This is a genomic window from Streptomyces sp. SID14436 (assembly GCF_010548465.1).
Classification (GTDB): domain Bacteria; phylum Actinomycetota; class Actinomycetes; order Streptomycetales; family Streptomycetaceae; genus Streptomyces.
In genome coordinates this window covers 1-1,102 of the sequence record NZ_JAAGMD010000821.1, presented here as the reverse complement: position 1 = coordinate 1,102, position 1,102 = coordinate 1, and the positions used below count along the sequence as shown (strand labels likewise).

Here is a 1,102-nt window from a genome sequence, read left to right as displayed (position 1 = left end):
GCCGTCGGCGCCGGTCCCGCGGCCGCCGCGGCGGCGGGCGGGGCGAGGGGGAGGGCGAGGGCGGCGGCACACGTGACACCGATTGAGGAAGCAAGGATTCCACGCATACCCCTGAGGTTGGACATAGTCGTACGAATCTGTCCATCCAGGATGTGACGGACCGTCGGAGCCCGTTCCGCCGAACCGGTGTCGCGGCCGGACGGTGCCCGCGGGCCGCTCCGCGTACGCTTGCCCGGGTGAACGCCAGCGACCGCACCCCTGCCGACCTGCTGAGTTCCGCGCTCGCCGCGGACCCGGGACGCCCCCTGGTGACTTTCTACGACGACGCCACGGGCGAACGCGTCGAATTGTCCGTGGCCACCTTCGCCAATTGGGTGGCCAAGACCGCCAACCTCCTCCAGGACGAACTGTCCGCCGAACCGGGTGACCGGGTGGCGCTGCTGCTGCCCGCCCACTGGCAGACGGCCGTGTGGCTGCTGGCCTGTGCGTCGGTGGGCGTGGTCGCCGACGTGGCGTCCCCCGACCCGGGCGCGGCCGACGTCGTGGTGAGCGGGCCGGACACGCTCGACGCGGCGCGGGCCTGTTCCGGCGCGCGCGTCGCGCTGGCCCTGCGGCCGCTCGGCGGACGCTTCCCGCAGCCTCCCGAGGGCTTCGCCGACTACGCGGTGGAGGTGCCGGGTCAGGGCGACCAGTTCGTGCCGTACGCGCCGGTCGCGCCCGAGGACCCCGCGCTGATCGTGGCGGGACGGGAGTTCAGCGGCGCCGAGGTGGTGCAGCGGGCCGAGGCGGAGGCCGCCGGCCTCGGCCTGACCGGGCCGGGCACCCGCATCCTGTCGGGGCTGCCCTACGACACCTGGGAGGGGCTCAACGCGGGGCTGTACGGCCCGCTGGCCACCGGCGGCTCGGTGGTGCTGTGCCGGAACCTGGACCGGCTCGACGCCGAGGCGCTGGACAAGCGGGTGGAGAGCGAACGGGTCGCGGTCATCGCGCGCCGGCCGGCCTGACGGCCCGTCGGCCGCCGGGGCACGGGTGACACCCGGTCCGGTGAGCGGGACCTGGCCGCCTCGGCGGCCGGCCTCCCTTGGTCGCGGGCGGGTCCGCG

The 1,102-nt window shown here is 75.5% G+C and carries 1 protein-coding gene; it reads left to right on the top strand.

All coding sequences use genetic code 11. The annotated features are described in order from the left end of the window. The first annotated feature begins 236 nt into the window (after positions 1 to 236). Complete coding sequence (locus G3I53_RS29985) at positions 237 to 1,004, top strand: TIGR03089 family protein (protein WP_164438966.1); 768 nt, start codon at positions 237 to 239, stop codon at positions 1,002 to 1,004. Positions 1,005 to 1,102: the final 98 nt, after the last annotated feature.